Source organism: Syntrophorhabdaceae bacterium, from assembly GCA_028698615.1.
Lineage (GTDB): Bacteria > Desulfobacterota > Syntrophorhabdia > Syntrophorhabdales > Syntrophorhabdaceae > Delta-02.
Genome location: JAQVWF010000009.1, coordinates 77,931 through 81,906 on the forward strand (window position 1 = coordinate 77,931; position 3,976 = coordinate 81,906).

Here is a 3,976-nt window from a genome sequence, read left to right on the forward strand (position 1 = left end):
AAGGGACAGCTCGCCGCGGCACACAAGGTGCTCAGCGCCAATCATGTTGACAGGGACATTATCTCCATAGCAAAAGGGGAGCGCCGAAAGAGAATGGAGGACATCATCTACGTGCCGGCGAGAAAGAACCCCCTGGCCCTTCCCCGGGCTTCAGCCGTCTTCAGGGAAATAGTGAAAATGCGCGACGAAGCCCATCGCTTCGCCGTGGCATCACACAGAAGGTGGAGAGCGAAAGAGAATTTGAAAGGCAGGTGACTGGCAGCCCTATCACCCGTCCTGATCTTTTCCCAACACTTCCGCTATCATCGACAGGGCGTCGTCGTCTTTGAAGGGTTTGTCGAGAAAGCCATCGACCTTGTATTCCTTCAGTCTTGTCCTTTGCTGCTCGCTCATGAACCCGCTTGAAATGATGACCTTTATGTCTGCACGGGCCTTTCGTATGCGGCGGAGGACCTCGTCTCCCTTTATTCCCGGCATGATCACATCAAGGATCACGAGATCGACCTCATGCTGGTGCTGCATGTATATCTGGAGAGCATCCTCGCCATTGTCGGCTTCAAGAAGCCTGGCACCCGTTTCGGACAGGATACCCCTGAACAGCTCGCGGATCAGGTCCTCATCATCAACAATGAGGATGGTCTTCTCGCCCATGCTCTGGTTCAGGCGTGGCGCTTCCTTCGGTTCTGCCTCCGGAACACACGGCGACGGTGTAGGCAAATAGAGACTGAAAACGGTCCCCTTCTCCTTTTCGCTGGCTATCTCGATGAAACCCCCATGTTCCTTGATTACTTTGTCGACAAGGTACAGGCCCATGCCGAGATTGGAAGCACTCTCCTTCGTGGAGAAATAGGGTTCAAATATCTTGTGCTGCAGCGCCTCATCGATCCCCTTGCCGGTGTCCTGTATCTCGATGCAGATATAGCCGCTATTCTGTCGTGACGTTGTGATCCGCAGCAGGCCCTGGCCTTCCATCGCATCCTTTGCATTGACGAAAAGGTTCAGAAAGACGTTTTGTAATTCCGCTTCGTCGCCTTTTACATTGGGAAGAGAGCTCTCAAAGTTTTTTTCTATCCGGACATTGAAAAAACTCGCTTTCAATAGGAACAGCACGTCGTCGAGAAGCGCGTTGATATCCACAAACCCCGTAGACCTCTTTTGCCGGCGCGAAAAGTTAAGGAGATGCCGCGTCAGTTTTGAGGCGCGCTGGGCGGAATGCTCTATCGCCTCTGCGTAGCGGCATAGCTTTGCGTCGGAAAGGAGTTTCCTCATCAAGGCCGCATACCCGAGAATGCCCGTGAGCATGTTGTTGAAGTCGTGGGCGATCCCGCCCGCGAGCATACCCATGCTCTCCGTTCGTTTCCTGACAAGATGCTCTTCTTCGCTGACCTTCATCTCCACCACATCCTTGAAGATGATGGCCCGCCATTCTCCTTTTTCGTCCGCCTCCTTGACGGGAAAGCTCTCGACGCGGAACATCCTGTAATCGTTCGGTGATTTGTAATTTATCTCCCCACGGAAGGGACGGTTCTTCTTGACGAGGTCTTCCGGCAGGCCGGGGATGGCCTTGTCGACGCGTTCACCAAGGAGAAAACCCTTTCTGGTCTCGAACCGCGCTTTTGCGTTCTTATTCGCATAGCAGATGTAGCCTTTCCTATCGATGAGGATAAGGGGATCGGGGAACACCTCCAGAACCGTCTCGAAGGTGGCCGTCGAATGCAGCCTCTTGCGGCTGACTCCTCCGTTGCCCAGAAGCAGGGACCGGTTATATATGTCGCAGACTATGTCCAGTTCCCGTACGAGTCTCAGTTCCAGGTCCATGTAGTATCTCTTGCCCAGGACGAGATATCCGATCGTCTTAAGCTCTTTCCTGATCGGATATATGTAGAGAAGACCGTAGCCGAAGACGTCGTCGACCAATGAGGCCGTGCTGGAATTTCCGTTAAAGGCTGCGACTGTCGCATAGTCGAGGCTGTTCAGGGTATCATCGATGCTGTAGGAACCCTCGTGTATGATCCCGTCCTCATCGACCATGATCTTGCACATGTCGAAAAAGGACTCCTCCACGAAGATCCTGGGGACATGGCTTATGAGCATATCTTCTTCGGCGCTGCTCATTATGCGCATGATGATGGAATAATTGTTTATGGTTCTCTCGTAGAAGTTCCACTGGAGCTTCATTGATTCAGTCTGAAGGTCTTCCCATTTCATCGTGTCAACCCAATTGGAGAAATTCCATGATCTTCTCAACTTCCAGAGCTATGGCACCCCGTTCCTTGTCCAGTATGAAGGCTTCTGTCGAGCGGCTGTTCAATGTATGCGTGGAAAACCGGTCCGACGCGTTCACGATCCGGAGCAAAGCATCCTGCTGGTTGGAGCTGTGGTCGCCATGGTGGCCGCGGATGACGCGGGCGAAATCATGGGGAAACTTCCATTTCACGGCTATGATATATCCCGTTTCCTGATGATCGATGCCAAACTGGTCGCGCTCGAAGGCAACCATATCACCGGTGCTTTTCATTCCCTTCAGCATTTCCGCATAATCGGGAAGGGCGAGATAGAAGACGATCTTCCCGATATCGTGCAGCAGGGATGCGGTATAGGCCTTTTGCGGATCCTCGATAAGGAGCCGTTCAGAGAGCACCCGCGCCGCGGAGGCCACCTCGATGGAATGCTTCCACAGCGAAAGGAGGTCTTCCTCCTTGAGCTTGAGCATCTTGATGATGCCTTCCATCAACAGGATGCAGCTCACAATGCTGCGCACCTCCTCGAATCCAATGGTAAGCATGGCCCGCTGGAGGTTAAATATCTCGATGCCCCTGCTGTAGTATGCCGAGTTTGCGATGCTGATTATCTTGGAGGAAATGGCCTGATCGTACCTGACCACATCGGAGAGATCGTTGAATGACGAGTTGTTGTTGCCAAGCACTGTGAACACCCTGTTCACGATGCCGTCCAACGTCGGGATCACCTTGATCTCGCTGGCACGATTGATCAACTGCTCTCTTGGCATGGCGTAGGTCATAGTCGTATACTGTGTTTTTCGGACGAAAACATTATTAATTAAGTTTTTTTTGCGGCCTCCCCGACAGGGCCATTGCCCGCCCGCGCGGGCGTTTTGACGGAATTCATCTTGACTTTCGAGGAGTTTTTGACTATGATGTTACAATTTTTCGGAGGTGTCGATCATGGCATTAGGTCTTATAGGCAAAAAACTCGGTATGTCTCAAATATTCGATGAACACGGGAACGTTGTCCCCGTTACGGTCATAAAAGCCGGTCCATGCTATGTGGTCCAGAAAAAAACCGCTGACCGGGAAGGATACAATGCGGTTCAAGTCGGTTTTGACGAAGTCATCAAGGTACAGCGGGTCAACAAGCCCGAGACAGGTCATTTCAAGAAGGCCAACGTCACGCCCACCCAGATCCTCAAGGAATTCAAGGTAGCGCCGGAAGACCTCGAGGCCAACGAAGTTGGCACCATCTACTCCGTGGATATATTCGAACCCGGTGACTTCGTTGACGTTACCGGGACATCCAAGGGCAAAGGCTTCGCCGGCGTCATGAAGCGTCACGGCTTCGCCGGCGCTCCTGCAAGCCACGGCTCTCATGAAGCCTTCAGGCACGGCGGTTCCATCGGGCAGAACATGACCCCCGGTCGCACCTATAAAGGCAAGAAGATGCCCGGTCACATGGGCTTCAGGAAGGTCACGGTCCAGAGCCTCAAGATCATTGATGTTCGCGGCGACACAAACCTCCTCCTCATCGAAGGCGCCATACCCGGCCCGGCAAAGGGTTACGTCATGATAAGAAGAGCGGTAAAGAAACAGGGCTAACGCTCTTCTCCCAACTCGAATCAACCGACAGGCTTCGACCGTGAAGCCTGTTTTTCTTTAACTGCCGGCAATGGGTGACAGGTCATAGGAACGAATTCCTTTCCAATCACCTGTCACCCATTGCCAACAACCTGTCTTCTTGA

Annotated in this window: 4 protein-coding genes; 2 read left to right on the forward strand and 2 right to left on the reverse strand. The window is 52.7% G+C overall.

Translation table 11 applies throughout. The features are described 5' to 3' along the window. A partial coding sequence (locus PHC90_05470; GenBank protein MDD3845794.1) for a hypothetical protein occupies window positions 1-255 on the forward strand: 255 nt, incomplete at its 5' end. 12 nt (window positions 256-267) lie between these two features. Here the strand turns inward: PHC90_05470 and PHC90_05475 are convergent. Beyond that, window positions 268-2,208 (reverse strand): response regulator, encoded by a 1,941-nt coding sequence (locus PHC90_05475; protein ID MDD3845795.1) that lies wholly within the window; start codon window positions 2,206-2,208, stop codon window positions 268-270. Window positions 2,209-2,212: 4 nt separating this feature from the next. Further along, window positions 2,213-3,022, reverse strand: coding sequence for an HDOD domain-containing protein (locus PHC90_05480; protein MDD3845796.1), 810 nt, complete (start codon window positions 3,020-3,022; stop codon window positions 2,213-2,215). A 163-nt stretch (window positions 3,023-3,185) separates the two neighbouring features. Between PHC90_05480 and rplC the strand changes: the two genes are divergently transcribed. Continuing rightward, the gene (gene rplC, locus PHC90_05485) at window positions 3,186-3,833 is read left to right on the forward strand and encodes a 50S ribosomal protein L3 (GenBank protein ID MDD3845797.1); all 648 of its coding nucleotides are present in this window, start codon (window positions 3,186-3,188) and stop codon (window positions 3,831-3,833) included. Window positions 3,834-3,976: the final 143 nt, after the last annotated feature.